Annotated in this window: 27 protein-coding genes and 1 tRNA gene; 13 read left to right on the top strand and 15 right to left on the bottom strand. The window is 69.8% G+C overall.

What is annotated here, in order from left to right:
• Positions 1 to 217 precede the first annotated feature (217 nt).
• On the top strand, positions 218 to 736 hold the full coding sequence (locus C3489_RS02325; protein WP_103779357.1) for a YwqJ-related putative deaminase: 519 nt from the start codon (positions 218 to 220) through the stop codon (positions 734 to 736).
• Between the two features lie 37 nt (positions 737 to 773).
• Positions 774 to 1,268 carry an SUKH-3 domain-containing protein gene (locus tag C3489_RS02320; protein WP_103779265.1) on the top strand — a complete coding sequence of 165 codons (495 nt, stop codon included), beginning with the start codon at positions 774 to 776 and terminating at the stop codon, positions 1,266 to 1,268.
• A gap of 13 nt (positions 1,269 to 1,281) precedes the next feature.
• On the opposite strand, the gene C3489_RS02315 is transcribed toward C3489_RS02320, so the two are convergent.
• Positions 1,282 to 2,598, bottom strand: a complete 1,317-nt coding sequence (locus C3489_RS02315) for a sensor histidine kinase (protein WP_103779263.1) — start codon at positions 2,596 to 2,598, stop codon at positions 1,282 to 1,284.
• A 189-nt stretch (positions 2,599 to 2,787) separates the two neighbouring features.
• Here C3489_RS02315 and C3489_RS02305 point away from each other — a divergent pair.
• The 7 genes from C3489_RS02305 (at position 2,788) to C3489_RS02275 (ending at position 8,449) form a co-directional block, all read left to right on the top strand.
• Positions 2,788 to 2,860: transfer RNA gene (locus C3489_RS02305), tRNA-Gln, on the top strand.
• A gap of 130 nt (positions 2,861 to 2,990) precedes the next feature.
• On the top strand, positions 2,991 to 4,436 hold the full coding sequence (glmU, locus tag C3489_RS02300; RefSeq protein WP_103779259.1) for a bifunctional UDP-N-acetylglucosamine diphosphorylase/glucosamine-1-phosphate N-acetyltransferase GlmU: 1,446 nt from the start codon (positions 2,991 to 2,993) through the stop codon (positions 4,434 to 4,436).
• Between the two features lie 139 nt (positions 4,437 to 4,575).
• The gene (locus C3489_RS02295) at positions 4,576 to 5,556 is read left to right on the top strand and encodes a ribose-phosphate diphosphokinase (RefSeq protein ID WP_103779257.1); all 981 of its coding nucleotides are present in this window, start codon (positions 4,576 to 4,578) and stop codon (positions 5,554 to 5,556) included.
• A gap of 247 nt (positions 5,557 to 5,803) precedes the next feature.
• Positions 5,804 to 6,400: a 50S ribosomal protein L25/general stress protein Ctc gene (locus tag C3489_RS02290; RefSeq protein WP_103779255.1), complete on the top strand. Its 597-nt coding sequence runs from the start codon at positions 5,804 to 5,806 to the stop codon at positions 6,398 to 6,400.
• A 75-nt stretch (positions 6,401 to 6,475) separates the two neighbouring features.
• Complete coding sequence (gene pth, locus C3489_RS02285) at positions 6,476 to 7,078, top strand: aminoacyl-tRNA hydrolase (RefSeq protein WP_103779253.1); 603 nt, start codon at positions 6,476 to 6,478, stop codon at positions 7,076 to 7,078.
• A 41-nt stretch (positions 7,079 to 7,119) separates the two neighbouring features.
• Positions 7,120 to 7,626, top strand: a complete 507-nt coding sequence (locus tag C3489_RS02280; RefSeq protein ID WP_103779251.1) for a hypothetical protein — start codon at positions 7,120 to 7,122, stop codon at positions 7,624 to 7,626.
• Between the two features lie 133 nt (positions 7,627 to 7,759).
• Positions 7,760 to 8,449 (top strand): LPXTG cell wall anchor domain-containing protein, encoded by a 690-nt coding sequence (locus C3489_RS02275; RefSeq protein WP_103779249.1) that lies wholly within the window; start codon positions 7,760 to 7,762, stop codon positions 8,447 to 8,449.
• Between the two features lie 68 nt (positions 8,450 to 8,517).
• On the opposite strand, the gene ppc is transcribed toward C3489_RS02275, so the two are convergent.
• Positions 8,518 to 11,247, bottom strand: coding sequence for a phosphoenolpyruvate carboxylase (gene ppc, locus C3489_RS02270; protein WP_103779247.1), 2,730 nt, complete (start codon positions 11,245 to 11,247; stop codon positions 8,518 to 8,520).
• 291 nt (positions 11,248 to 11,538) lie between these two features.
• Between ppc and C3489_RS02265 the strand changes: the two genes are divergently transcribed.
• Positions 11,539 to 12,549 (top strand): fatty acid desaturase, encoded by a 1,011-nt coding sequence (locus C3489_RS02265; RefSeq protein WP_103779245.1) that lies wholly within the window; start codon positions 11,539 to 11,541, stop codon positions 12,547 to 12,549.
• Positions 12,546 to 13,223 (top strand): TetR/AcrR family transcriptional regulator, encoded by a 678-nt coding sequence (locus tag C3489_RS02260; protein WP_103779243.1) that lies wholly within the window; start codon positions 12,546 to 12,548, stop codon positions 13,221 to 13,223. The genes C3489_RS02265 and C3489_RS02260 overlap by 4 nt, the downstream gene beginning before the upstream one ends.
• A 60-nt stretch (positions 13,224 to 13,283) precedes the next feature.
• On the opposite strand, the gene C3489_RS02255 is transcribed toward C3489_RS02260, so the two are convergent.
• From C3489_RS02255 to C3489_RS02245, 3 genes are read right to left on the bottom strand one after another with little or no spacing between them, the layout of a single operon-like run.
• Positions 13,284 to 13,457 (bottom strand): CsbD family protein, encoded by a 174-nt coding sequence (locus tag C3489_RS02255; RefSeq protein WP_103779355.1) that lies wholly within the window; start codon positions 13,455 to 13,457, stop codon positions 13,284 to 13,286.
• Positions 13,458 to 13,492: 35 nt separating this feature from the next.
• On the bottom strand, positions 13,493 to 13,894 hold the full coding sequence (locus C3489_RS02250; protein WP_103779241.1) for a VOC family protein: 402 nt from the start codon (positions 13,892 to 13,894) through the stop codon (positions 13,493 to 13,495).
• A gap of 2 nt (positions 13,895 to 13,896) precedes the next feature.
• The gene (locus C3489_RS02245) at positions 13,897 to 14,709 is read right to left on the bottom strand and encodes a trans-aconitate 2-methyltransferase (RefSeq protein ID WP_103779239.1); all 813 of its coding nucleotides are present in this window, start codon (positions 14,707 to 14,709) and stop codon (positions 13,897 to 13,899) included.
• An 88-nt stretch (positions 14,710 to 14,797) separates the two neighbouring features.
• Here C3489_RS02245 and tamR point away from each other — a divergent pair, with 88 nt between their 5' ends.
• Positions 14,798 to 15,295 (top strand): MarR family transcriptional regulator TamR, encoded by a 498-nt coding sequence (gene tamR / locus C3489_RS02240; protein WP_103779353.1) that lies wholly within the window; start codon positions 14,798 to 14,800, stop codon positions 15,293 to 15,295.
• On the opposite strand, the gene C3489_RS02235 is transcribed toward tamR, so the two are convergent.
• Positions 15,254 to 16,009, bottom strand: a complete 756-nt coding sequence (locus tag C3489_RS02235; protein WP_103779237.1) for a response regulator transcription factor — start codon at positions 16,007 to 16,009, stop codon at positions 15,254 to 15,256. The two genes, tamR and C3489_RS02235, sit on opposite strands and share 42 nt — an antisense overlap.
• 242 nt (positions 16,010 to 16,251) lie before the next feature.
• On the opposite strand from C3489_RS02235, the gene C3489_RS02230 reads away from it, so the two are divergent.
• Entirely contained in the window at positions 16,252 to 16,692 is a 441-nt protein-coding gene (locus tag C3489_RS02230; RefSeq protein ID WP_103779236.1) for an N-acetyltransferase, read from the top strand.
• 43 nt (positions 16,693 to 16,735) lie between these two features.
• Here C3489_RS02230 and C3489_RS02225 read toward each other — a convergent pair whose 3' ends face one another.
• From C3489_RS02225 to galT, 9 genes are all read right to left on the bottom strand, one after another.
• Positions 16,736 to 17,329, bottom strand: coding sequence for a hypothetical protein (locus C3489_RS02225; RefSeq protein ID WP_258054533.1), 594 nt, complete (start codon positions 17,327 to 17,329; stop codon positions 16,736 to 16,738).
• Entirely contained in the window at positions 17,326 to 17,934 is a 609-nt protein-coding gene (locus C3489_RS02220) for a hypothetical protein (RefSeq protein ID WP_103779234.1), read from the bottom strand. Before C3489_RS02220 ends, C3489_RS02225 begins: the two co-directional genes overlap by 4 nt.
• A 21-nt stretch (positions 17,935 to 17,955) precedes the next feature.
• Positions 17,956 to 19,386 (bottom strand): putative T7SS-secreted protein, encoded by a 1,431-nt coding sequence (locus C3489_RS02215; RefSeq protein ID WP_103779232.1) that lies wholly within the window; start codon positions 19,384 to 19,386, stop codon positions 17,956 to 17,958.
• 3 nt (positions 19,387 to 19,389) lie between these two features.
• Positions 19,390 to 19,710, bottom strand: coding sequence for a hypothetical protein (locus C3489_RS02210; RefSeq protein ID WP_103779230.1), 321 nt, complete (start codon positions 19,708 to 19,710; stop codon positions 19,390 to 19,392).
• A 31-nt stretch (positions 19,711 to 19,741) separates the two neighbouring features.
• Positions 19,742 to 20,749 carry a hypothetical protein gene (locus C3489_RS02205; protein ID WP_374936711.1) on the bottom strand — a complete coding sequence of 336 codons (1,008 nt, stop codon included), beginning with the start codon at positions 20,747 to 20,749 and terminating at the stop codon, positions 19,742 to 19,744.
• Between the two features lie 25 nt (positions 20,750 to 20,774).
• Positions 20,775 to 21,431, bottom strand: a complete 657-nt coding sequence (locus C3489_RS02200; protein ID WP_103779228.1) for a hypothetical protein — start codon at positions 21,429 to 21,431, stop codon at positions 20,775 to 20,777.
• Between the two features lie 163 nt (positions 21,432 to 21,594).
• On the bottom strand, positions 21,595 to 22,758 hold the full coding sequence (gene galK, locus C3489_RS02195) for a galactokinase (RefSeq protein WP_103779226.1): 1,164 nt from the start codon (positions 22,756 to 22,758) through the stop codon (positions 21,595 to 21,597).
• Between the two features lie 40 nt (positions 22,759 to 22,798).
• Positions 22,799 to 23,761: a UDP-glucose 4-epimerase GalE gene (gene galE, locus C3489_RS02190; protein WP_103779224.1), complete on the bottom strand. Its 963-nt coding sequence runs from the start codon at positions 23,759 to 23,761 to the stop codon at positions 22,799 to 22,801.
• Positions 23,758 to 24,819, bottom strand: a complete 1,062-nt coding sequence (galT, locus tag C3489_RS02185) for a galactose-1-phosphate uridylyltransferase (protein ID WP_103779222.1) — start codon at positions 24,817 to 24,819, stop codon at positions 23,758 to 23,760. The genes galE and galT overlap by 4 nt, the downstream gene beginning before the upstream one ends.
• Between the last annotated feature and the right edge of the window lie 113 nt (positions 24,820 to 24,932).

Below are 24,932 nucleotides of genomic sequence, written 5' to 3'. Positions count from 1 at the left end.
TGCCGACAGCCTATGCGGTACGACCGCCCCGGTCACCGGCACCGGCCCCGCACCGGCACCCACCCCTCCGCTTCCCGTGACCAGCCGTCACGCCCATGTCACCGCACCGTCACAGCCCACACCGGCACAGGCGTGTCACCCCGACCCAGCTTCCGCACGCAGCACACCATTTGGCACTCTGAGTCCTTCGGGGGATGCTCGGGAGGGTATGACGATCATGAACGCCACGCAGACGGGACCGGACACCGGCGCAGCCACCGGCGACCCCCGCATCGGCTGGAGCAGCACCGACACCGCTCAGCCGCCCACCCTCCGCCACCGCCGCGACGGCATACTCCCCACCGTCGCCGCCGCACTCTCCGTCCGCGGCGCCACCCTCACCGGCACCGCCGCCCGCGGCGACCAGCCGCCCGCCCTGCACCCCCTCGTCCAGGACTTCCTCGACACCCTCACCAGCGGCCAACGCGACCGCTTCACCGGCCGCTGCGCCGAGACCATCCTCATCTCACGGCACATCGCGACCGCCGACGCCGCCCGCAGCAAACGCGCCGCCCGCAAACCCATGACCAACGGCGAAGCCCGCAAAGCCCTCAAACACGCCAAACTCACCACCCGCCGCATCCGCGAGGACGGCGACCCCCTGCACGGCACCTTCGCCACCCCCTGCCGCGCCTGCACCGCCCTCAGCGCCCACTTCGGCGTCCGCATCGTCGACCCCACCACCAGCGACGACTGACCACCCACACCCACAAGACACCGACGAACCAGGGCAGATGCACACCGACCGCACCTCGACCACCCGCTTCCCCGTCCCCGTCGACGCCGCCCTGCGCACCGCCGGCTGGCAACCCGGACGCTGGGACATCAAGCAAGCCGAGACCTGGGCCGACACCCTGCGCGAACACACCTCACCCGCAGGCCACCGCCACACCGTCTTCCCCGCCGCCGTCGAAGCCTGGGCCGAATTCGGCGGCCTCACCGTCGCCCCCACCGGAGCCGGCCGCCAGATCGCCCCCACCGCCCTCCACCTCGACCCCCTGCACGGCCTGCACCTGGCCCGCACCCTGGCCGACCTCGGCCGCGCCCTCGACACCGACGTCGCCCCCCTCGGCACCGAAGCCGACACCCAGGCACTCATCGCCATCGACGCCGACGGCCGCGTCTACGCCCTCGACCACACCGGCGACTGGTACCTCGGCCCCGGCATCGACCAGGCCCTCACCGCCCTCATCACCGGCACCCAGCCCGTACGCCTCACCACCGGCTGACCCCCCGCACGCCCTACGGCGCCGGAATCACCGCCGAAACCCGGAAACCCCCCGCATCCGTCGGCCCCGACACGAACACCCCACCGAGCGCCACCACCCGCTCCTTCATGCCGACCAGCCCATTGCCCCCCGACGGCAACCGCGCCGACGACGCCGACCCCACCTCCGGCGGCGGCCCGTTCTCCACCTGCATCGCGATCTCCGACACCCGGTACGCCAGACGCACCCGCGTCTTCGCGCCCGCCGCATGCTTGTGGACGTTCGTCAGCGCCTCCTGCACCACCCGGTACGCCGTCGCCTCCACCTCCGCGCCACACGAGCGCGCCTCTCCCTCGACCGACAGCTCCACCACCATCCCCGCGGCCGCCGACTGCCCGATCAGCTCCTCGATCTCCGCCAGACACGGCCCCTCGACCGCGGCCTCGTCACCGGCCGCCCGCGACGCCGCGGCCGCGGCCGCCACCCCCACGGCAGCCAGCGGCACGGACTCCTTCCGGGCACCCCCACCACCGTCGGAACTGCGCAGCACCCCCAGCATCTCCCGCAACTCCGTCAACGCCTGCCGCCCCATGTCCCCCACCAGCGCGGCATTCCTCACCGCCTTCTCGGGGTCCTTCCGCGCGACCGCCTGCAACGCCGCCGCATGCACCACCATCAGACTCACCCGATGCGCGACGACGTCATGCATCTCCCGCGCGATCCGCGTCCGCTCCTCGTTCCGCGCCCACTCGGCGCGCTCCTCGGCCCGCTCCGCCAGCAACTGAAGCTCCCGCTCCAGCGAATCGGCCCGTTCCCGCAGACTCTCCATGAGCCGCCGCCGCGCCCCCACGTACAGCCCCAGCAGCACGGGCGGAGCCGTCATCCCCAACGCCATCGAGATCGAGGCGAACGGCACGAACCAGTCCCCGACCTCCATGTCCCCGGTGTCCGAGGCCTGCCGCAACCGCACCAAGGTCACGATCAGCATGGCCACCAGCGACATCCCGGCGAGGGAGGCGATGATCCTGCGCGGCAGCTCGGAGGCGGCGAGCGTGTACAGCCCCACCACACCCATCAGGAACCCCATCTGGGCGGGCGTGACCGCGATCGACACCAGCACGACGGCGATCGGCCACCGCCGGCGCACCAGCAGGGTGACCCCGGCGAGGAACCCGAAGACGACCCCCGCCGAAACCGGAATCCCCGCATCCCGCGCGAACGGAATGCCCTCCACGGCACACTCCACCGCGGACACGGCCGCGAGCCCCCAGTCCAGCACCGCGGAACGCCACCGCGCCCACCACCACGGCCCGGTCCCGGCCGCGGAGTGGTCTTCCCCCGTCGTGGTCATGCCCCCAGCCTACGATCGCCCCCCGAGCGTTTTCCGGCGAGTTTCGAGCAGGACCGGAGGCGACGACTGCCACGGCTGCCTGGTCATCGGCGTGGCCCGCGGCGCCGACCTCTGCAACCGCATCGAGGGCTGGTGGAACGGAATCGTCACCCAGGGGCAGGCACGTCTCCGGTAAGGTCTGATGCGCTGTCCCCCGTGGTGTAACTGGCAGCACACTGGTTTTTGGTACCAGCAGGACAAGGTTCGAATCCTTGCGGGGGAGCTCTCAGCACACAAGACCTGGGTTCGGGCCCTGACAGCACTGTCGGGGCCCACTCTCATGTCCCTCACCAAACACCCCGGTATCCTGCGGATGTCCACCCCCACCCCACCACCAGCCGAAGGGCACCCCCGTGAGCGTCATCCGCCCGGCAGCCGTCGTCGTACTCGCAGCGGGTGAGGGCACCCGTATGAAGTCGGCCACACCGAAGGTGCTGCACGAGATCTGCGGTCGCAGCCTCGTCGGCCATGTGCTGGCCTCCGCCCGTCAGTTGGACCCCGAGAACCTGGTCGTCGTCGTCGGGCACGCGCGCGAGAAGGTCACCGCGCATCTGAACGAGATCGACCCCGGCGTCCGCACCGCCGTGCAGGAGCAGCAGAACGGCACCGGGCACGCCGTGCGGATCGCGCTGGAGCAGCTGGGCGGGGCCGTCGACGGGACCGTCGTGGTCGTGTGCGGGGACACCCCGCTGCTGACCGGCGAAACCCTCACCGCGCTGGCCGCGACGCACTCCGCGGACGGCAACGCCGTGACCGTGCTGACGGCCGAGGTGCCGGACGCGACGGGGTACGGGCGGATCGTGCGGGACGACTCCGGCGCGGTGACGGCGATCGTGGAGCACAAGGACGCCTCCGAGACGCAGCGGGAGATCCGGGAGATCAACTCCGGGGTCTTCGCGTTCGACGGTGCGCTGCTGGCGGACGCGCTGAAGAAGGTGCGGACGGACAACAGCCAGGGTGAGGAGTACCTGACCGATGTGCTGGGCATCCTGCGCGAGGCCGGGCACCGGGTCGGCGCGTCGGTGGCCGGTGATCACCGGGAGATCGCGGGGATCAACAACCGCGTGCAGCTGTCCGAGGCGCGGCGGATTCTGAACGAGCGGCTGCTGACGGCCGCGATGCTCTCCGGCGTCACGGTGATCGACCCGGCGACCACCTGGGTGGATGTGACGGTGACCTTCGAGCAGGACGTCGTCGTGCATCCGGGGACGCAGCTGACCGGTGCCACCCACCTGGCGGAGGGCGCCGAGGTGGGTCCGAACAGCCGGCTGAAGGACACGCGGGTCGGCGCCGGGGCGCGGGTGGACAACACCGTGTCGGACGGGGCCGAGGTGGGCGCGGAGGCGTCGGTGGGTCCGTTCGCGTATCTGCGGCCGGGGACGCGGCTGGGCCGCAAGGGCAAGATCGGTACGTACGTGGAGACGAAGAACGCCGAGATCGGCGAGGGGACGAAGGTTCCGCACCTGTCCTACGTCGGTGACGCGACGATCGGCGAGTACTCGAACATCGGTGCCGCGAGCGTGTTCGTGAACTACGACGGTGAGAAGAAGCACCACACGACGATCGGCTCGCACTGCCGTACCGGTTCGGACAACATGTTTGTGGCGCCTGTCACGGTCGGGGACGGTGCCTACACGGCTGCCGGCTCTGTGATCACCAAGGATGTGCCGCCCGGTTCGCTGGCCGTGGCCCGTGGTCAGCAGCGGAATATCGAGGGTTGGGTGGCGCGCAAGCGTCCCGGGAGCGCGGCGGCGAAGGCGGCCGAGGCGGCGTCCCGGGAGTCGGGCAACGAGGACTGACCGGAAACAGGTGCGTCGAAGACGGCGTACCGTGATAAGTGCACACACCCGCACCCACCAGCTGAGACGGCCTGCCGCCGCGCCCCAGCGGCGAGGTCTCTCGACACCCAGCTGAGAACACCTCTGAGGAGACAGTGCTGTGACCGGGATCAAGACGACCGGCGAGAAGAAGATGATGTTCTTCTCCGGCCGCGCCCACCCCGAGCTTGCCGAGGAGGTCGCCCAGCAGCTGGGTGTCGGGGTCGTCCCGACGAAGGCCTTCGACTTCGCCAATGGTGAGATCTATGTCCGTTACCAGGAGTCCGCTCGTGGTGCGGACTGCTTCCTGATCCAGAGCCACACGGCTCCGATCAACAAGTGGATCATGGAGCAGCTGATCATGATCGACGCGCTGAAGCGCGCGTCGGCCCGCTCCATCACGGTCATCGTGCCGTTCTACGGTTACGCGCGGCAGGACAAGAAGCACCGGGGTCGTGAACCGATCTCGGCGCGTCTGATCGCGGATCTGATGAAGACGGCGGGTGCGGACCGCATCCTGACCGTGGATCTGCACACGGACCAGATCCAGGGCTTCTTCGACGGCCCCGTCGACCACCTGTTCGCGCTGCCGCTGCTGGCGGACTACGTGGGTGCGAAGGTGGACCGGGAGAAGCTGACGGTGGTGTCTCCGGACGCGGGCCGGGTGCGGGTGGCGGACCGGTGGTGCGACCGTCTGGGTGCGCCGCTGGCGATCGTGCACAAGCGGCGTGACAAGGACGTGGCGAACCAGGTGACCGTCCACGAGGTCGTGGGTGAGGTCAAGGGCCGGGTCTGTGTGCTCGTGGACGACATGATCGACACGGGTGGCACGATCTGCGCCGCCGCGGACGCGCTGTTCGCGCACGGTGCGGAGGACGTCATCGTGACGGCGACGCACGGTGTGCTGTCGGGTCCGGCCGCGGACCGGCTGAAGAACTCGCGGGTCAGCGAGTTCGTGTTCACGAACACGCTGCCGACGCCGGGTGAGCTGAACCGTGAGCTGGACAAGATCACGGTGCTGTCGATCGCGCCGACGATCGCGTCGGCGGTGCGTGAGGTGTTCGAGGACGGTTCGGTGACGAGCCTGTTCGACGAGCAGTAGGCGTGCACTGGACGTGCAGTAAGGGTTCTGCAGCCCTGGGCTGTTGATCCTTTTGGTGCGGCCTCCCTGTGCCGAGTAGACTGCTGCAGTTGCTCGGCGAGGGAGGCCGTATCCATGTGGTGCGGCGGTCCGTAATCGACGCGCTCTTCGTAGCAGGCCGTTCGTTGGCCGGGTGACCTCCCCCAAGCTCCAAGGAGCAGGGGGTACCCCCAGTCCGATTTTCCGCTTCCTACGAGGAGTGATCAGCATGTCCGAGGTGAAGCTCGCCGCCGCCACGCGCACCGAGTTCGGCAAGGGTGCCGCGCGTCGTATCCGCCGTGACAACAAGGTCCCGGGTGTTCTGTACGGTCACGGCGCCGAGCCGCTGCACCTGACCCTGCCGGGCCACGACCTGCTGCTGGCGCTGCGTACGCCGAACGTCCTGATCGCCCTGGACATCGACGGTCAGCGCACCGAGCTGGCGATCCCGAAGGCCGTGCAGCGCGACCCGCTGAAGGGCTTCCTGGAGCACGTGGACCTGCTGCTGGTCAAGCGCGGCGAGAAGGTCACGGTCGAGATCCCGGTGCACACCGAGGGCGAGCTGGCCCCGGGTGGCAACCTGCTGGAGCACGTGCTGAACGCCCTGCCGGTCGAGGCCGAGGCGACGCACATCCCCGAGGCCGTCACGGTGTCCGTGGAGGGCCTGGAGGCCGGTGCCTCCGTCCACGCCAAGGACATCGCCCTGCCGAACGGCGTGACCCTGGCCGTCGACGAGGACGCCGTCGTCCTGCAGGTCCTGGCCGCGCAGGTCGAGGAGGCCGCCGAGGGCGCCGAGGGTGAGGGCGAAGAGGCCGCCGAGGCCTGATCCTCGCCGTCGTCATCGACTGACCAGCCGCCGCTTCCCTCGCAGGGAGCGGCGGCTGGCGCGTATCAAGGAGACATGGACGTGACCACCCCTGCCAGTGCCCCCTGGCTGATCGTCGGGCTCGGCAACCCGGGCCCCGAGTACGCCATGAACCGGCACAACGTCGGTTTCATGGTGGCGGACCTGCTCGCCGAGCGGATCGGGGGGAAGTTCAAGCGGGCCGGCAAGGCGCAGGCGCAGGTCGTCGAGGGGCGGATCGGTCCGCCCGGGCCGGCGGGCCGGCGGGTGGTGCTGGTGAAGCCGATGTCGTACATGAACCTGTCGGGCGGTCCGGTGAACGCGCTGCGGGAGTTCTACAAGGTGCCGCTCGGCAACGTGGTGGCGGTGCACGACGAGCTGGACATCGACTACGGGACGCTGCGGCTGAAGCTGGGTGGCGGGGACAACGGCCACAACGGGCTGAAGTCGATCTCGAAGGCGCTGGGGCGGGAGTACCACCGGGTGCGGTTCGGGATCGGGCGGCCTCCGGGCCGTATGCAGGTGGCGGACTTCGTGCTGAAGGACTTCTCCTCGGCGGAGCGCAAGGAGCTGGACTACTTCGTGGACCGGGCGGCGGACTCGGTGGAGTGTCTGGTGACGGAGGGTCTGGAGCGGGCGCAGAGCGCGTACAACTCCTGATTTGTCCCTTACGTGAGTTGACCGGTGCGCGGGGATGGCGAATGATCCCGGCCATGCCTGCTGCCATAGCCACTCGGTCCCGCCAGGCCTCCGTCGCGGCGCTGCGTTTCGGCCGCCTCGCCGCGATGGGCACGGTCACGGCGCTGATCCTCATCGCGGGGGTGTGGGCGTCGTGGGGGACGGCGCAGCACGTGATGCTGACCAAGGGGCGGGAGCGGGGCACCGTCGTGGTGACGCGGTGCGGTGAGCATGTGTGCAGCGGGCCGTACACGCCGGCGTCGACGGGGTCGCAGGCTCGGCGCAGCGTGGTGATCGACGACACGCTCGCGGTGCGCAAGGGCCGTACGTACGCGGTGGTGGTGAAGCCGGGCAGTGACGAGGTGGTGCGTTCGGGTCCGGCCGGGGTCCTGTACGCGTGGGTTCCGCTGGGCGGGGCGCTGCTGCTGGCGTCGGTGGTGGTGGCGGGCGGGCTGCGGCTCACGCGGGCGGCCTGGGTGCTGGCGGGGGCCGGGGTGGCGTTGCTGACGGCCGCGTTCGTGACGGTCTGAGGGGTATTGGCGTTCTCCAGGTTGTGGAGAGTGTGAGTGTTGCCTGTTCGTGATTGACCTGGTCATGGCACTGGCAGGAAGCTGAGCCGCCCCCTCCACATCTTCCCGTTCGTTTCTCGAAGATGGACTGCCCATGCGTACCCCCACTCGCGTCGGCGCCGTGTGCGCCCTCGCCGCCGCCGCTTTTCTGACGGCCCCCTCCGCGCACGCGACCGCGCCCGGCGACAACGGCACGGTCAAGATCCACGATGCGTCGACCGGCGAGGAACTGCGCCGGAACGAGCCGCACGTGTGCACGTTCTATCTGGACGCCTTCGGTTTCGACGGCGGTCAGCAGGTGTCCTGGCACATCGAGTCCTGGGCGCCGACGGCCGGTGTGAAGGGCGAGACGGTGAAGTCCGGCTCGCTCGCACTGGACGGTTCCGGTCACGGCCGGACAGAGGATCTGTCGCTGCCCGACGGGCACTACAAGCTGTTCTGGAACTTCGCCGGTGAGAAGGGTGCGGCGAAGCACAAGGTGTTCTGGACGGACTGCGAGAAGTCCGAGGGCGGTGCGGCGCCGTCGGCGTCCGCGTCGGCGTCGGTCTCGGCGTCGGCCGGGGTGTCGGCGTCGGCGGCTCCGTCGGCGTCCGCGTCGGCGGCCGCCGGTGAGGCCGCCCCGTCGGCGTCCGCGTCGCCGTCGGCGCAGGGCGGTGTGGGCTCGGGTGACCTGGCCGAGACCGGCAACGGCGCCCCGGTGGGGCTGCTGTCGGGTGTGGCGGCCGCGCTGGTCGCGGGCGGCGGGTTCCTGGTGCTGCGGCGCCGTAAGGCGGCGCGTGGCTGACGCCCGCTGAAGACGGACGGTGCCCCCGAGCAGCGTGGCTCGGGGGCACCGTCGTGTCCGGGGCCGGGTCAGCCGGTGTTGCGCAGGCCGGCCGCGACTCCGTTGACGGTGAGCAGCAGGGCGCGGGAGAGCAGCGGGTCGGGCTGCTCGCCGGCCGCGACGGCGTCGCGCTGCCGCTTGAGCAGGGCGACCTGGAGGTAGCTGATCGGGTCGAGGTAGGCGTCGCGGATGGCGAAGGTCTGCTTCAGCACGGGCTGGGCGTCGAGGAGCTCGCTCTCCCCGGTGACGCGCAGCACCTCGGCGACGGTCAGCTCGTGTTCGGCCTTGATGGTGTCGAAGACGTGCTTGAGCTCGTCGGGGACGAGGGTGTCGACATAGTGCTGGGCGATGCGCAGGTCGGTCTTCGCCAGCGTCATCTCGACGTTGGAGATGAAGTTGCGGAAGAAGTGCCACTGCTCGTGCATCTCGTCCAGGACGGTGTCGAGGCCGGCCTCGCGCAGGGCCTTGAGGCCGGAGCCGACGCCGAACCAGCCCGGGACGATCTGCCGGGACTGAGTCCAGCCGAACACCCACGGGATGGCCCGCAGTCCGTCGAGGGAGACGCCGGAGCCGGGGCGGCGGGAGGGCCGGGAGCCCAGGTGCAGTTCGGCGAGCTGGTCCACCGGCGTCGAGGCGAGGAAGTACGTCGGCAGGTCCGGGTCCTCGACGAGGCGCCGGTAGGCGGCGTGGGCGGCTTCGGAGACGACGTCCATGGCGGCGTCCCAGCGGGCGAGGGCCTCGGTGGACTGGCGGGGGGCGGTGTGCAGGGCGGACGCCTGCAGGGTGGCCGCGACCGTCAGTTCCAGGTTCTCCCGGGCCAGGGAGGGGATGAGGTACTTGTCGGAGATGACCTCGCCCTGCTCGGTGACCTTGATCTCGCCCTCCAGGGTGCCCCAGGGCTGGGCGAGGATGGCGTCGTGGGAGGGGCCGCCGCCGCGGCCGACGGTGCCGCCGCGGCCGTGGAAGAGGCGCAGGCGGACGCCGTAGCGGTGGGCGACGTCGCGCAGGCGGCGCTGGGCGCGGTGGATCTCCCACTGGGAGGTGGTGATGCCGCCGAACTTGGAGGAGTCGGAGTAGCCGAGCATGACCTCCTGGACGTCGCCGCGCAGGGAGACCAGGCGACGGTAGGAGGGGTCGGAGAGCATGTCCTCCAGGATGGTGTCCGCGGCCTTGAGCTCGTCGGTGGTCTCCAGCAGCGGCACGATGCCGATCTTGGCCCAGCCGGCGTGCAGGTCGATCAGCCCGGCCTCGCGGGCGAGCACGGCGGCGGCGAAGACGTCGTCGGCGCCCTGGCACATGGAGATGATGTAGGACTCGATGACCTCGGGGCCGAAGACCTCCAGGGCCTTCTTCACGGTCTGGAAGACGCCGAGGGTCTTCTCGCCGGCCGCGTCGACGGGGGCGGGGCTGGGCGCGAGGGGCCTTCTGGAGCGCAGCTCCTTGGCGAGGAGCTTGGTGCGGTAGTCGCGGGGCATGTCGGCGTAGCGCCAGGACTCCTCGCCGAGCCGGTCGAAGAGCTGGCCGAGGGCGTGGTGGTGGGCGTCGGCGTGTTCGCGGACGTCCATGGTGGCGAGCTGGAGGCCGAACGCGGCGAGGGTGCGGATGGTGCGGGCGAGGCGGCCGTCGGCGAACAGCCCGCCGCGGTGCTCGCGCAGGGAGGTCTGGATGATGCGCAGGTCGGCGACGAGCTCGGAGGTGCCGAGGTAGTCGCGGCCGGCCTCATGGGGGGTGCCGGTGGCCAGGCGCTGCTTGGTGTTCTGCAGCTTCTGCCGGATGCAGGTGGCCTTGAGCCGGTAGGGCTCCTCGGCGTTGAGGCGCTTGTAGCGGGGGCTGATCTCGGGGAGCAGCTCCAGGTCCTTGTCCAGGGAGTCGAGGAGTTCCTGGGTGGCGCCGGTGTAGCGGATGGAGTTGGACAGCAGGCCGCGCAGCTCGTCGATCATGTCGAGGGCGTCGTTGATGCCGTGCTCGTGCTGGAGGATCAGCACGTCCCAGGTGACCTGCGGGGTGACGTTGGGGTTGCCGTCGCGGTCGCCGCCGATCCAGGTGCCGAAGGTGAGGGGGCGGGTGTCGTCGGGCAGCTTGACGCCGACGCGCTCCAGTTCCGCGGTCAGGTCCTCCAGGACGTCGCCGACGGCACCGGCGTGCAGTTCGTCCAGGTAGTAGATGGCGTTGCGGGCCTCGTCGGCCGGCTCGGGCCGTACGACGCGCAGCTCGTCGGTCTGCCAGACGAGGTCGATGTTCTCGGCCAGCCGGGTGTCGTGACGGCGGCGGTCGGAGTCGAGGACGGGCTCTTCGAGGAGCGCTGCGATGCGCCGGAGCTTGTTCAGCACGGAGCGGCGCGCGGCCTCGGTGGGGTGCGCCGTGAACACGGGGCGGACGTTCAGGTTCTGAACGGTCTGGCGCAGGTGCTCGGGGTCGGCGTCCTTGAGCCGGTCGGCGGTGCGGGCGAGGAGGCCGCCCTCGGCGGCACGCCTGGCGCGCAGTTCGCGGCCTCGGTGGACCTGTTCGGTGACGTTGGCCAGGTGGAAGTAGGTGGAGAAGGCGCGGACCAGCTTGGCCGCGGTCTCCAGTTCCGTGCCGCGCAGCAGTTCGGCGGCGGCGTCGCCGTCCTCTCGGGTGAGGCGGCGGACCTTCTCCACCAGTTCCAGGAGCTCGGGGCCTTCCTGGCGGACGAGTGTCTCGCCGAGGAGATCGCCCAGCCGGCGGATGTCGGCGCGCAGCTCGGTGCTGGTGGTGGTCCGGTCGTCGGCACTGCTCACAGGTGCGGCTCCTTGCAGTGTTGAAGCTCGTCTGGGAGGGGAACCCGGACGAGCGTCTCGCGCGGCGGGCGCCGCTTACGGGCCGGACGTCCGGGAAAAACTTCAGAGCGGACCGCGCTGTCCGACCGACTACAGGATAGGTGCCGGTCGGAAGGCCCAGGCCCTTGGGCTCTTGCCGCCGCGCAACACGCTGACATACTTACGATGCCGTAGGTTACGGAACCGTAGGAACGAGTGCGGGTTCCCGCAGCTCGGCATCGCCCAGACCCTCTACCCCACAGGGGACCGCGTATGACCACTAGTTCCGATGTGATCGCAGACGCTCCGAAGGCGCCCGACGACACCCTCGCACCGCCCGCCACGCTCGGCGGCGAGCAGAAGCGTTCGATCGAGCAGATCGCGCTGCTGCTGTTCATCACCGTCCCGTTCCTGGCGCTGGTGGCGGCCGTGCCGTTGGCCTGGGGATGGGGCGTGAGCTGGCTGGACCTGGGCCTGATGGTCTTCTTCTACTACCTGGGCTGCCACGGCATCACCATCGGTTTCCACCGTCACTTCACCCACGGTTCCTTCAAGGCCAAGCGCCCGCTGAAGATCGCTCTGGCGATCGCCGGGTCGATGGCGGTGGAGGGGCCGCTGGTGCGCTGGGTGGCGGATCACCGCCGGCACCACAAGTTCTCCGACGCCGAGGGCGACCCGCACTCGCCGTGGCGCTACGGGGAGACGGTTCCGGCGCTGATGAAGGGCCTGTGGTGGGCACACATCGGCTGGATGTTCGATGAGGAGCAGACTCCGCAGGACAAGTACGCCCCGGATCTGATCAAGGACCCGGCGCTGCGGGCGATCTCCCGGCAGTTCGTGCTGTGGACGGCCGTGTCGCTGCTGCTGCCGCCGCTGATCGGCGGGCTGGTGACGATGTCCTGGTGGGGCGCGTTCACCGCGTTCTTCTGGGGTTCACTCGTCCGGGTGGCGTTGCTGCACCACGTGACGTGGTCGATCAACTCGATCTGCCACGCGGTGGGCAAGCGCCCGTTCAAGTCGCGGGACCGCTCGGGCAACGTGTGGTGGCTGGCGATCCTGTCCTGCGGTGAGTCCTGGCACAACCTGCACCACGCCGACCCGACCGCGGCGCGGCACGGTGTGATGCGCGGCCAGCTCGACTCCTCGGCGCGCATCATCCGCTGGTTCGAGCAGCTGGGCTGGGCCTACGACGTGCGCTGGCCGTCACGCTCCCGTATCGATTCGCGCCGCAACGGCGGTGAGGACGGCTCCCGGCGGCGGAAGGTGACGGCCGAGGCGGCATGATTGACGCCGTGGCGACCGACTCCAGCAGCAGCTCAAGCACCGACAAGCCGCGGCGTACGCGCCGTACCCGGATGACCGGCGCGGAGCGCCGCCAGCAGCTGCTGGAGATCGGTCGGACCCTGTTCGCGGCGAAGGGCTTCGAGGGCACGTCGGTGGAGGAGATCGCGGCGAAGGCCGGGGTGTCCAAGCCGGTGGTGTACGAGCACTTCGGCGGCAAGGAGGGTCTGTACGCGGTGGTGGTCGACCGCGAGATGCGGCGGCTGCTGGACATGGTCACCAGCTCGCTGACGGCCGGCCACCCGCGTGAGCTGTGCGAGCAGGCGGCCTTCGCGCTGCTGGACTACATCGAGGAGTACACGGACGGGTTCCGCATCCTCGTCCGTGACTCCCCGATCCCGCAGTCCACGGGCTCCTTCGCCTCGCTGATCTCGGACATCGCCACCCAGGTGGAGGACATCCTGGGGCGTGAGTTCAAGTCCCGGGGCTTCGATCCGAAGCTGGCGCCGCTGTACGCGCAGGCGCTGGTGGGGATGGTGGCGCTGACCGGGCAGTGGTGGCTGGACGTGCGCCGGCCGAAGAAGGCGGAGGTCGCCGCGCATCTGGTGAACCTGGCGTGGCACGGGCTGGACGGGCTGGAGCCGAAGCCCCGGCTGATAGGTCACCGCAAGAGCTGACCCCGTAGAGCGCGTGCGAAGGCCCCCCGGATCGTCCGGGGGGCCTTCCCATTAGGCGGCTCAGTGCTTGAAGACGTCCTTGGTCTTCTCCTTGGCCTGGCGGGCGTCGCCCTTCATCTGGTCGGCCTTGCCCTCGGCGGTCAGGCGCTCGTTGCCGACGGCCCTGCCCGCCGCCTCCTTGGCCTTGCCCTTCATCTGTTCCTTCTTCGACCTGGACTTCTCCTCGCCTGCCACGATCATCACTCCCAGTGAGGTCGTCGTCTGTGTCGTCACACCGGGTGGCCAGGCAGGCCGGGCTCAAACCTGGGGCTGTCGTGGGGCTGGAGAAACTCCAGGCGGTTGCCGACCGGGTCCCCGGCGTAGAAGCGCAGGTGGCCGGGCAGGCCGTCGTCCCAGGTGACCTCGGTGCCGCACGCGGTGAGGTGGGCGGCGTAGGCCCGGATCCGGGTGACGCGCAGGCCGGGGTGGGCCTTGCGGGCGGGACGGAAGCCGTCCTCGATTCCGAGGTGGAGCTGGACGGCGCCGGCCTGGAACCAGCAGCCGCCGCGGGCCGCGAGCACCGGCGGCTTGGGGATCTCGGTCATGCCGAGGACGCCGGTGTAGAAGGCGCGCAGGGCGTCCTCGCTGCCGGGCGGGGCGGCGAGCTGGACGTGGTCGATCGCGGCGATCACCGTCAGGCCTCCTTCACGGCCACGGCGAACAGCCGGCGGAAGGGCAGGACGGTGCCGTAGTCCTGGCGCGGGTAGGCCTCGCGGAGCAGGTCGCGGTACTCGGCGAGGAAGGCGTCGCGGGCCTCGGGGTCGTCGGCGAGGGCGGTGAGGGCGGGACGCAGGCCGGTGCCCTTGACCCAGTCGAGGACGGGGTCGTCGCCGGTCAGGACGTGGAAGTACGTCGTCTGCCACACGTCGGTGGTGCAGCCGAGGCGGGCGAGCCGGTCGAGGTAGGCGCCAGGGGTGTGCACCGAGTCGGTGCGGCGCAGCACGTCGGCGAGGCGGGAGCGCCAGCGGGGCGTGGCGGCGAGGTCGCGCATGAGGGCGTGCAGCGGGGCGTCGATGTTGTCGGGGATCTGGAAGGCGAAGGTGCCGCCGGGGCGCAGGGCGGCGGTCCAGGCGGCGAACCTCTCGGCGTGTCCGGGCACCCACTGGAGGGTGGCGTTGCTGACGATCACGTCGTACGGCTCGGAGGGCGTCCAGTGGCGGACGTCGGCGTGGGCGAAGTCGAGGTGTCCGCCTCCGGCCGTCGGTCCTTCGTGGCCGGTGTGGGCGGCGTCGAGCATCTGGGGTGAGTTGTCGTAGCCGGTGATGTGGGCGGTGGGCCAGCGCTGGGCGAGCAGGGCGGTGACGTTGCCGGGGCCGCAGCCGAGGTCGGCGATGCGGGGCCGGCCGCCGGGTGGGGCGGGGATACGGGCGAGGAGGTCGGCGAAGGGGCGGGCACGGTGCCCGGCGTGGCGGAGGTACTGGTCCGGATCCCAGGTCGGCGTGGTCATGGAGCCACTCTCCTCCCGGATCTATCTTGACGTCAAGAGACTCGACATCAAGAGACTCAATGTCGACACAACCACTACACTGATCGCCATGGAGGACGAGGTCGATCGGCTGGTCGCAGCGTGGCGCCGGGAGCGCCCGGACCTCGACGTGGAGCCGCTAGAGGTGCTCAGCCGGGTGAGCAGACTGGCCCGGCACCTGGACCGGGCACGCCGTCTTGCCTTCTCCGAGCACAGCCTGGAGCCCTGGGAGTTCGACGTGCTGACGGCCCTGCGGCGCGCGGGGTCCCCGTATCAGCTCTCCCCCGGCCAGCTGCTGACGCAGACACTGGTGACTTCGGGGACGATGACCAACCGGATCGACCGCCTGGCCAAGAAGGGCCTGGTGGAGCGCCTGCCCGATCCCAGCGACCGCCGCGGTGTGCTGGTCCGGCTGACCGACGAGGGCCGGGACCGCGCCGACCAGGCCCTGGCCGGGCTGCTGGACCAGGAGCGGGCGATCCTGGCCGAGCTGTCCCGCGCCCAGCGCGGCGAGCTGGCCGGCCTGCTACGCCAGCTGACCGCCCCGTTCGACAACATCCCCGGCTAGGTCGGCGGGCCCGACCCCGGCCCGCCGGGCGAGCGCGACGGCGGCCAGGGTGGAGTGGACACCCAGCTTGCCCAGCACGTTCTGCATGTGCGTACGCACCGTGTGCGGGGAGAGGAACAGCCGCTCGGCGACCGCCTTGCGGCCGAGCCCGGCGACCATGCAGCGCAGCACCTCCCGCTCGCGCGGGGTGAGGGACTCCACCAGGGCCTCGCTCTCGGTGCGGTGCTTGCGTGCGGCCGTCAGCTCGCGCAGGACGCCGGTCAGCAGGGCGGGCGGCAGATGCGTCTCGTCGCGCAGCACGCCGCGGACCACGGTCAGCAGCCGGGACAGCGAGCAGTCCTTGGCGACCCAGCCGCAGGCTCCGGCCTGCAGGGCGAGCGCGGCCCGGCGCGGGTCGTCCCGCTCGGCGAGCACGACGACCCTGACGTGCGGCTGCGCGGTGCGGACCCCGGCGACCAGGGAGATCCCGTCGACGACGCCGTCCTCCGCGCCGTTCGCCGCCCGCACCCCGGGGGGCATCGCCCCCAGGTCGGCGTCGACGAGAGCCACGTCGAAGCGGCGCCCCTCGGTGGCCGCCCGCTCCAGCGAGCGCAGCGCGGCCGGGCCGCTGCCGGCCGCGGCCACCTCGACGTCGGGCTCGGCGGCCAGTGCCGCGGCGAGCGACTCGGCGAAGATGCGGTGGTCGTCGACGACCAGGACTCGGATGCGCACCACGGATGACCCCCACTGGCCCTCTCAACGACGACCGTCGCGGGTACGGCGCCCGAGGGGTCACCGAACCGTACGGCCGCCGCCGTACCGGACTGCTTCCCCCCGCCGCGAGCACCGCACCCGACCGACTCGCCCCCTGAACGAACACCGGCCCCCACCGGTGCTGTTCACAGGGTAGGGCCGCAGGCGAGGAGGGGAAGCAAAATTACAGAACTGGCCGTATCCCGGCGTTTAGGGTGAGCCGCATGTTTCGTATTGAGGCAGAAGTAGACAAGGCACGACGCGATCTGCTCCGCTCCCGCCTCCGCGACACGAACACCGCGGCCTCCCCGGTGCTGCGCGCCCTGCGCGGCGAGCGCGAGCGGGACGTCCCCCTGCACCTGTGGGCCATGGACGACACCGACGACCTCGCGGGCGGCCTGGTCGGCCACACCTGGGCGGGCTGGCTGCACATCACCTACCTCTGGGTCGCCGCCCCCCACCGCGGCACGGGCCTGGGCTCCCACCTCCTGACCCAGGCCGAACACCTGGCCCACACGGACCGATCCTGCACAGCCGCCCGCGTGGAGACCTGGGACTTCCAGGCCCCCGACTTCTACCGCAAACAGGGCTACGAGGTGGCCTGCACCATCCCGGACTACCCCCCGGGCCTGACGGAGTACACGCTGATCAAACGACTGGGCTGAGCCCCGCACGCTGCGGCTGCCGACAGGGCAGGTCTTGGGTCTGTCACGTCCAGCGCAGCGACTTGGCGATCGCCTCGAAGAGATCCACCATGGCGTCCGCGAACGGATCCAGCGGCGTCGAGAAGGTGAGGAGCAACGAGGCCGACGTCAGCGGCACCCTCACCGCGTAGTCGACGGTCGTCACCGGAAGCTGGTTGCCCGAGGCCTCCTCCGCCTCGGGGATCACCCGCCTACGGCGTCGCGTGGCCGTCCCGGCGAAGGGCAGCTGAACGGTGCTCACCTCTTGTGCACGGCGTTTGCCGGTGACCGCCGATCCGATCTCCTCGCCCGGCGGAACGACACTCACGAGCAGGGAGGCTGCCAGCGGGACCGGTCCGACGGAAGCCGTCGACACATAGAGCTCGACACCCCCGTTCCGGTAGCCGGCCTCGGCTCGCTCGCGCAGGCTTCTGGACAGCTCACGCTTGAGTACGACGGCGTCGTCCCGCCCATCGAAAACCCTGTCCGTGAACGCCCGGATCGAGGATTTCCACTGGTCCGGCTCAAGCGGAATCCTGAACCAGCCGTCGGGAACGATCAGGCTGTAGTCCTCCGGAGGCGCCTGGGAGGGAACTCCCTCAGCAATCGACTCCGTCACGCCTCATGCTCCTTCACTTCGGCCAGCTCCAGTGATTCGGCGAGGGTCTGAGCCAGTTCCAGCAGTGCCTCGCTGAAGACGAGATTCGTCCAGGACATCCGGAAGACAAGGACGTTCTCCACCTGCGGCGGAAGCACCGCATAGGTAACGGATTCGACCATCGTCTTCTTCTTGAACACCGAGCCCGTGTCAACGGCTTGGAGTTCTTGCACCCTGATCCCGGGCCCCGCCGGGAGACTCACCTCTTCAGTGCTCCGACGGACCGGAGAAGTGGGCAGCACATCCCTCAGCAGATCGGGCAGGCGCTGCGGCGTCCGATACCCCTCACCGTCGTAGTCATGGACCTCGTAGACAGCCGTTACCGCCTTTGCCGCATCCACCACGTAGGCGTAAGCGAAGGTGGGATCGGCGAGTTCGGACGACTCGGCCAGGCGGGTCAGGACAGACGCCAGTTCCCGCACCTGGCCGCGCGGGGACGAGGGACCGAGATACGTCTGCGCCGCCTGCTTGGCCCATGCCCTGAGGTCGATTCCCTCGCCCACCGGCAACCTGATGCCGCCTTCCGGCTCGTGGATCAGGCACTGCCACACCGCGTCATCGTCCACTGCGGATTCTCCCGGTTGTCGTCATCCCACGGTCCAGGCTTGTTTCCACTTGTTGTACGCGTCGTCCCATTCAGTCAGTCCGTGCACCTTGTCGTTTCCGTCCACCGCAGTGGCCGCAGCAGTGTACGCAAACCAGCGATGACCGGCTGACCGTACGTAATCCGTGAACTTAACGCCTGCCATGCTCTCGAACTTGCCCAGGATCGGGATCTCTTTCAAGGCCTTGCTGGATTCGACCCACTCCGGGTTTCCGAACGGCCGTGCACCTGCCCAGGCGTCCCGACTCAGCAGCTTTCCGATGTTCTTGAAGTCCTTGAGACCCTTCACGGCGTCCACAGAGTCCTTGAGGACGACCTTCGGATTCACCACATGCGCGAACTCGTCCAGCTTGCCGAAGGCACCAGGAAGGTTCCCCGCCAACCGTTCCGCCGCGTCCTCGGCCGCCCGGTTGGCAACTTTCGTCGCCTTTCCTTTCAGCGTGTTCGCAGCTTTGGCCGAACGCCCTGCGAGCGAGTTCGCCGCCAAGAAGTCGGCGCGGGCACTGCGGCTCGCCGCCTGCACTCCGCGCACCCCTGCCGCAGCGGACTTCCCCGCACTCAGGGCCGCCCGGCCAAGTCCCAAGGTCAGCAGCGCGATGCCGTCCAGTACGAGGTCGGCGATGCTCGCGTCCCCGGTAAACACCAGTACGAGGTGGCATGCGAGCGAGACCAAGGTCGCCAACAGCGCGATCGCGTCCAGTACACCGGCCAGCGCCCAACCGATGACAGGTATCCAGCCGACCAGCAAGGAAGCCAACGCGCAGAAGGTCGCCACCCAGCCGGCGATGTCGGCGATGCTCTTGAGCGCGCCTTTGATGTTCTCCCAAGGAGAGTCCTTGAGCTTGTCGTGGTCGATCAAGTCCTCAAGAGCCCGGGCCGCGTTCTCACCGGCCTGGTTCCGCGCGTCCTTGGCCGCGTGGACCCGCTTGATCGCACCCTGAATACGTGCCTCGGCCGCATCCCGTTTCCGCGTCAGATCCCGCTTCTGCTGCTCGTAGTCGTCAGCCGACTCGTCGAGGGCGTCGATGGCCCGGTTGAGCCGGTCGCGCTCGGCGCAGTCCTGCTCGGCGTCGGTGCGGGCCCGGTCCGCGCTCTCCTGGGCGGACTTGAGCACGGAGGCGTACTTCGTGTCCGGCTGATCGCACTGCTCGCCGAGCACGTCCGCGGCCTTCTCATAGCGGGCGAGTACCTTCTTCAGGCGCCCGACGGTTCCTTCAGACGTCTTCCGGAACTCGTCGGCCGCATCGCTCTGCCAGCCCTCCACGCCGCAGAGCGCCTCGATGTTCCCCGACTGCCTTCTGATGGTGTCGGCGACCGCGCGGAAACGCCGGCCGAGCTTCGCCACCGCCTCGGGATCCCCGGACACCGGGTCGGAATCCAGCCCGACAGGCGACCAGTCCTTGGGGCGCGACACCGGTCACCCCCGGCCCTTCGAGGCTTTTTCCTGCCGGCGCACCGCATTGGCGAGATCGGTGTCGATCTGTTCGTAGGCCTCCGCCGCAGCCTTGGTGATGCCCGCCAGTTTCTTCAGCTCCTCTTCGAGCTTCGACCGCTTGTAGTCCCAGTTGGTCGCGAAGTCGTTGAGTCTGTTCGCGAGTTCCTCGTGACCGATGACCTCCCGGCTCCAGCCGTACTTGTCATCGTCATCGAGCCGCTCCAGCTCGTCGACGATCTTCTGGAGACCGGTGGACACGCTCTTGATCACGTTCAGGTCGTCGATCCTGGTCCCGTCTGCCACGGCAACCCCCACTGCGTTCTCTTGGCCGTCGTCAACGGTTCACAGCCTGAATCTCCTGGACCACGACCTGCTGTGTGGCGCCGAACGCGCCATCAGGCAGATCGCCGCCTGGCGCGTTGGTGCCCGTCCAGTGGATGTGCCAGGTGACGGTGGCTGTGAGTCGGTAGGAGCCGGTGCCGGAACTGCGCAGGTACCTCACTCCACAGGGCGGCTCCCGGTCCGCTTTGCCCTTGGCGTACGGCTCGCCGACCCGTCCGGAGGCCACCTGGCAGACACCGCTCGCCGGGTAGGTCTCGGCGTCCGCGGTGCCGCGATCGATCCTCACCGACACAGGTTCCGCGGTGGTCGTGGCCGAGATGCCGAGCAGGGGGACCGAGGCGGTCACCGACACCGGCTTGAACGTCGCGGCATCCAGCCAGGCCCAGGTAGGCAGATTCACCTTGGTCACGCCTGCGGGCGCGAGAGTGACCTCTGTGGACGGAACCCTGATCTCGGCGTAGGCGAGTTCGGCCAGCATCCGCGCACTGATCGCCTGGGGAGCGTCGGCGGGAGGAGCCTCGCCCTTGTCGACCCAGAAGATGTCCTTGTCGCAGTCCAGCGCGTGGGGGTCGCCCTCACGGCCCGGAGTGACGTACGAGTCCCACCAGTAGCCCTTGCCGGCCTTGTCCTTGTTGAAGTCCTTGTAGGGATCGCCGTCGACGTACTTCTTGCGCTGCCCCAGCTCCCACTCGTGGCCCGTCGACTCGGCCCCCCAGATGGCTTCCAGGTACTTCTGCAGCTGCTCAGGCGTGTACTTCGGCGCGTAGTAGCAGGCCGGCGGGGTCCATGTGGTCGTCGACGTCACGGGCCCTGCAGCCGGTCCGGAGCCGTTGCGGGAGCGGTCGAAGACGACAGCCCCCGCAGTCGCCGAGAGGTTGCCGGCGCCGTCGGTGTCACCGTGCGCGTCCGTGCTCGGCGCGGGCGCCTGTGCACCACCCCGATCTTGTTGTCGGCGAAGGCCGGGCTGCCGACCGCCATCACCAGGCCGACGGCCATGCACGCCGGAAGGATGCGTAACCGTGCGGTCAGGGCTGGCACCGGTCGCTCCCCCGCTGCGACAGCATCTTCTCGATGACCCAGACGCCCTTGGTGTTCCGGTGCAGCTGGGTGTTGTAGAGGACGTAACTGTTCTTCGTGACCGGCGTCTTGTCGACCTTCTTGGTCGCGAGGTACATGTCGTACGCCTTGCCCTGGTCCTCGCAGTACACGAGGGAAGCCGATTCCGGTCCGCGCAGGCTGACGACGGCGCCGTAGTAGCGGTACGCACCGGTGACGCGGGCCTTCGCCTTGACGTACGCCTTGATGAACCGCTCGGTCTCGGCGGCCGCCTCGCCCTCGTAGTAGTACCGGTAGCCCTCATCGAGGGCGTTCTGACGGACGATGGCCATGTCCACGGCTTTGATCGACTGCTCGCCGTCGGCGAGAACCGCGTCCTTGTCCTTGTCGCCGGTCTTCGGCCAGTCGAAGGTGTACGTCAGATCCGCCGGCAGTTCGATCGCCGGCCGGTCCGCGGCCTCGGCGGCCGAGGGGCTCGGTGACGGCACCGGCGAGCTGCCGGTGTCTGCTCCCGCGATCTTGTCGTTGCCCTTCGTACTGTCGTCACCGCTGCCGCAAGCGGTCAGCGTAAAGGCCGCCGCAGCGCTCAGGGCGACCGCTGCGAGCAGGGTGGGGCGGCGGATCACTATGACTCCCGGTGGGGCGGATTCTCAACGAGTGACCCAACGTTACCGATGGTGCCGTTGATGTCACCAGGCGCTGCCCGGCCATCAGGCTCGGCTGTCGGTGAACGCCGACGCCCCCGCGTCCACGAGGGGTGCGGGGGCGTCGGTTGTCGGGGGCTGGGCCTCAGCGAAGGCGTCGGGCGCCCGGGGACGGGGTCGCTTCGAACGTGCGGGGCTGTGTGAAGCCCGCCGTGGTGAAGGCCTTTTCGATCGCTGTGGTGATCGTGTCGACCTCCGTCGCCTCCGTCAGGACGATCGCCGAGCCGCCGAAGCCGCCGCCGGTCATGCGGGCGCCCAGAGCGCCGGAGGCCAGGGCCGTGTCGACGACCAGGTCCAGTTCGGGGCAGGAGATGCGGAAGTCGTCGCGCAGGGAGGCGTGGCCCTCGGTCAGGAGGGGGCCGATGGCGCGGGTGCCGCCCGACTCCAGGAGGGAGACGACCTGTTCGACCCGGTGGTTCTCCGTCACGACGTGGCGGACCAGGCGGCGGACCTCCTCCTCGTCGCCGAGGCGGGACAGTGCGTCGTCGAGCTCGTCGTACGGCACGTCCCGCAGGGCGTCGACGCCCAGCAGGGCCGCGCCCTTCTCGCAGCCCGCGCGGCGCTTGCCGTACTCGCCCTCGCTGTGCGCGTGCTTGACCTGGGTGTCCACCACCAGCAGGCGCAGGCCCTCGGCGGCGAGGTCGAAGGGGATCTGGCGCTGGGACAGGTCGCGGGTGTCGAGGAACAGGGCGTGGCCCGCCTCGCAGCAGGCCGACGCGGTCTGGTCCATGATGCCGACCGGTGCGCCGACGTAGACGTTCTCCGCGCGCTGGCACAGGCGGGCCAGTTGCCAGCCGCGCAGGCCCAGGGAGAACAGGTCGTTCAGGGCGAGGGCGACCACCACCTCCAGGGCCGCCGAGGAGGACAGGCCCGCGCCCGCCGGGACCGTGGAGGCCAGGTGGATGTCCGCGCCGGTCACCGGATGGCCGGCCTCGCGCAGGGCCCACAGCACACCTGCCGGGTAGGCCGTCCAGGCCGTGTCCGACTCGGGGGTCAGGGAGTCGAGGCGCAGTTCGCTCACGCCGCCTTCGACGTCCTGCGAGTGCAGGCGTACGACGCCGTCCTCGCGGCGGGACACCGCGGCCACCGCGGTGTGCGGCAGGGCGAACGGCATGACGAAGCCGTCGTTGTAGTCGGTGTGCTCGCCGATGAGGTTGACGCGGCCCGGCGCCGCCCACACCCCTTCCGGATCGGCTCCGTACAGCTCCTTGAACCGCTCGGCTACGGCGCCGGCGACGGCCTCGCTCATCCCTGACCCTGACCTTTCGTACCTTCTGCTCGAAAGTGCGTTACTTTGCGCGGTTCTGCGCGAACTCCCACGCGTCCGCGACGATCCCGGCGAGGTCCGCGCGGCGCGGCTGCCAGCCCAGGCGCTCGCGGGCGGTGTCCGCGGAGGCGACCAGGACGGCCGGGTCGCCGCCCCGGCGCGGCGCGACCACCTCGGGGATCGGGTGGCCGGTGACCTGGCGGACGGTCTCGATGACCTCGCGGACGGAGAAGCCGTTGCCGTTGCCGAGGTTGCAGATCAGATGCTCGCCCGGCTGTGCGGCCTTCAGGGCCAGCAGGTGGGCCTCGGCCAGGTCGGCGACGTGGATGTAGTCGCGCACACAGGTGCCGTCCGGCGTCGGGTAGTCGTCGCCGTAGACGGAGATCGCGTCGCGGCGGCCCTGGGCGACCTGGAGGACCAGCGGGATCAGGTGCGACTCCGGGTCGTGGCGCTCGCCGTAGGCCCCGTAGGCGCCGGCGACGTTGAAGTAGCGCAGGGAGACCGCGCCCAGGCCGTGCGCGTTCGCCTCGCTGGTGATCATGAAGTCCACGGCCAGCTTGGAGGCGCCGTAGGGGTTGGTGGGCTTCGTCGGAGCGGTCTCGACGATCGGCACCTGCTCCGGCTCGCCGTAGGTGGCCGCCGTGGAGGAGAAGACCAGCTTCTTCACGCCCGCCTCGCGCATGGCGCCGAGCAGGGCCATGGTGCCGCCGACGTTGTTGTCCCAGTACTTCTCCGGCTTCACCACCGACTCGCCGACCTGCGAGAACGCGGCGAAGTGCAGCACGCCGTCGAAGGAGGAGTCCAGCCACTTCGCGGCGTCGCGGATGTCGCCCTCGACGAAGGCGGCGCCCGCCGGGACACCCTCCCGGAAGCCGGTCGTCAGGTTGTCCAGGACGACGACCTCGTGGCCGGCCTCCAGCAGATGCTGGGCCACCACACTGCCGACGTACCCCGCACCGCCCGTCACCAGGTACTTACCGCTCATGAACTCGCTACCTCTCGCAGTCGCTCGGCCGCGCGCTCCGGAGGCACGTCGTTGATGAACACGCTCATGCCCGATTCGGAGCCCGCGAGGTACTTCAGCTTGCCGGACGTACGGCGAATGGTGAAAAGCTCCAGGTGGAGCGCGAAGTCGTCACGGCTGACGCCGTCGAACTCCGCCAGCGGGCCGAACGGCGCCTGGTGCCAGGCGGCGATGTACGGCGTCGGCGGTTCACCGCTTCCGAAGATCCGGTCGAAGCGCCTCAAGAGTTCCAGATAGACCTGGGGGAACTCTGTGCGGGCCCCCTCGTCCAGCGCCAGCAGGTCCGGCACGCGCCGCTTCGGGTACAGGTGGACCTCGTACGGCCAGTGCGCCGCGTACGGCACGAAGGCCACCCAGTGTTCACCCTCCAGGACGACCCGCTCACCGGCGAGCTCACGCTCCAGGACGGCGTCGAAGAGGTTCTCCCCGCCGCTCGCCTCTTTGTGCGAGGCGACCTGGCGCAGCATCAGCGCGGTGCGCGGGGTGGTGAAGGGGTAGGCGTAGATCTGCCCGTGCGGGTGGCCCAGGGTCACGCCGATCTCGGCGCCGCGGTTCTCGAAACAGAACACCTGCTCGACGGAGGGCAGATGCGACAGCTCCGACGTGCGGTCGGTCCAGGCGTCCAGCACCAGCCGCGCCTGCTCCTCGGTCAGGTCGGCGAAGGAGGCGTGGTGGTCGGAGGTGAAGCAGACCACCTCGCAGCGGCCGGAGTCGCCGGCGAGCGAGGGGAAGCGGTTCTCGAAGACGACGACGTCGTAGGAGGAGTCCGGGATCTCGCTGAGGCGCTCGCCCTCGGACGGGCACAGCGGGCACTCGTCGGCCGGGGGGTGGTAGGTGCGGCCCTGGCGGTGCGAGGCGACGGCGACCGCGTCACCGAGCAGCTCGTCGTGGCGGACCTCGGAGGTCGTCACGGTCCGCTCCAGGGGGCGGCGGTCGACCGCGGCCCGCACCGAGTCGTCGCGCAGGTCGTAGTAGATCAGCTCACGACCGTCGGCCAACCGGGTCGAGGTCTTCTTCACGCCGGACTCCCTCTGTCCGCACCACACAACTCTTACTCAACATAATCAAACATAACACGCCACAACCCACCAGCCCTCGTCACATCACAATCCAACAAAGGTCATCATCAGAA

The sequence above is a fragment of the Streptomyces sp. Ru71 genome, from assembly GCF_002920535.1.
Classification (GTDB): domain Bacteria; phylum Actinomycetota; class Actinomycetes; order Streptomycetales; family Streptomycetaceae; genus Streptomyces.
Note: the sequence above shows the minus strand (reverse complement) of the source record. Positions and strands in the feature narration are given on the sequence as shown.